Origin of the sequence: Rothia nasimurium (assembly GCF_928381705.1) — a bacterium.
Lineage (GTDB): Bacteria > Actinomycetota > Actinomycetes > Actinomycetales > Micrococcaceae > Rothia > Rothia nasimurium_G.
The window spans coordinates 1-2,059 of the sequence record NZ_CAKMSR010000024.1 but is presented as its reverse complement, the minus strand read 5'-3'; the positions used below and the strand labels follow the sequence as shown (position 1 = coordinate 2,059).

2 protein-coding genes are annotated in these 2,059 nt (G+C 46.7%); both read right to left on the bottom strand.

Going from position 1 to position 2,059, the window contains the following annotated elements; translation table 11 throughout:
• Positions 1-322: 322 nt before the first annotated feature.
• Complete coding sequence (locus L6762_RS11820; RefSeq protein ID WP_237187487.1) at positions 323-661, bottom strand: hypothetical protein; 339 nt, start codon at positions 659-661, stop codon at positions 323-325.
• Between the two features lie 127 nt (positions 662-788).
• Positions 789-1,790 carry a DUF2599 domain-containing protein gene (locus L6762_RS11815; RefSeq protein ID WP_237187485.1) on the bottom strand — a complete coding sequence of 334 codons (1,002 nt, stop codon included), beginning with the start codon at positions 1,788-1,790 and terminating at the stop codon, positions 789-791.
• Between the last annotated feature and the right edge of the window lie 269 nt (positions 1,791-2,059).

Here is a 2,059-nt window from a genome sequence, read left to right as displayed (position 1 = left end):
CTTGCGATTGTAGGGATAGGGCACGAGAAAAGGGAGGGGATCGGACGCCCGGGTCTAGATTTTTCAGGCTCAGCCGACTACTCTTGTGGCTAAGAACACACCCCTTTCAAAGATGATTGGAGGCCCCGCCCCGTGTACCGTGTCGCCTACTACCCCTACCCGCGTCCGTCCGACCTGCCCGCCTCCCCGCCACAACAAAAAGCAGGCTCCCCGCAACACATACGGGGAGCCTGCCTAACCGTTAAGGTCTAAGAAACTTAGGCTACGGTGGTGGGACCTATCAGGGAGGAGTGCTCTACACGCTAAATCAGGCGTTCAATGCTTATAGAGGATATCCAGCTTTGCCAGCCGCTATCGAAACCACAAATTTTCCTGCACCGTTGGGAGTTTCCCAGGTTCCATCTGTTACATAAATATCTAGAACATCCTCACCCTTATCGCACCTATAGGGAATTTCTACCCTATAGATATTTGAATCATAGTTTACATGAATATGATCTTTTTTATTTTTTAGCAGTCGACACCCCTGTGGGATACCTACAGAATTTCTCAAATCTTCAATAGACTCAGCAGATTCACCTAAGTTTGCATAAGAATCATAATAGGCAGTTGCACCGTCATAGTCCTCTCTATCTAAGTTATAAGCAAAAGCATAAGCCACTTCTTCTGGCTCAGCCTCGAAGGGTGAAACGCTAATCTTTGAATAAAGAGATATTTGGATCATGCCATATATGATAAATATAAGACCACCTAGGCAGAAAGTCACAAGAAGAATCGCATTATTTTTCTTATGAATAGCGACTGCCCCCCGGATTGCACTGATCAACAGGGTTGAGCTGTTGCCACCAAGGCTTATAGGGCAACCAGGATTCCATATTATAATCTTCTCTCTCGAAAAGGTTACCAGCGACATGGCAGAGATACTGTTCTCGGATAGTTGGTGTTATCCGCCCCCGTGCGGTCTTCGAGACAAGTTCATCAACATGTGCCTTATGTGTCGCGACTCCACTAAAAGCCCTGCCCCAACTAGTAGCTACAACATTTACCTTGTAGCCTTCACGATGGTTAGTTACCCAGACGCGGCTAATCAAATCCCGTCCTAGCCAAGGGTCAGCTGTCACAGGATACGCTACGCTCTCCTGCCCCCGATGCTCTACAACCTGAACCAAAGTAGATCCCCGAATCTCATACCGGGTAGGTATATCCACTCCGTTAGCGTCTTTAGCCCAAGGAGCAGCAACACCAGCAAAAAAGTTCCCCTCAGAATCTTCTACAAGAACAAGACCGCCCTCAAGAATCTCCATGCTGGCGCCTTCCGGCAAGTCAAGATTATAAACGTATTCCTCAGGGGCAGAGGAATCAGCAATCGTAGTTACCATCTGCACAGAGCCATCTTCGTGAGGCAGGACAGATGTAGAAGAAGCATTACCATGATCAAAGCTAACCTCCCCAAACTCACCAGGTTCAGCCACAGCCTCTTCTATACTTGCAGGAATCGAAATAGCAAGATTCTCTTCGCTCTCAGAAACTAATACAACTGGATAATCAGCCTCTTTAGGAATCTCAACCGAACTTTCTTCACCAGCTACTACAAATGCAGACGAAGTCTCTTCAAGCTCATCAATTGTAAATGCCTGTTCTGCAAGCACATCTAGCCTATATTCCACAGAGCTCTCTTGGCTCGTCGGAATTGAATTCTGAGCTAAAGCAGGTGCAAGACCTACTCCACCAATCAACACAGCGCCAACCGCATAGATACTAAAAGCAGAACGGGGGGGTAAAAGGGACATCTTTATCTCTTTTCTCTAAGGTACCAGACTCCTTGATGGGGCTAGTTGATAAGTAGCCTACAGCCGGGGTGCAGGAAAAACCAGAGTTATTCTGTCACTAGACCAAAGAGAGTACTTAAGTACTTTTCTTTAATCTGAAAAAGCAGGCTCCCCGCGCATAGGTGCGGGGAGCCTGCCTTTTAAGGTTCACAAATTTTTTTCTTGGCTTTAGTGTGAGTGAGCTCTAGTATTGATCTAAATCTTACTGTAAGCTTCCATGTAACCAACCT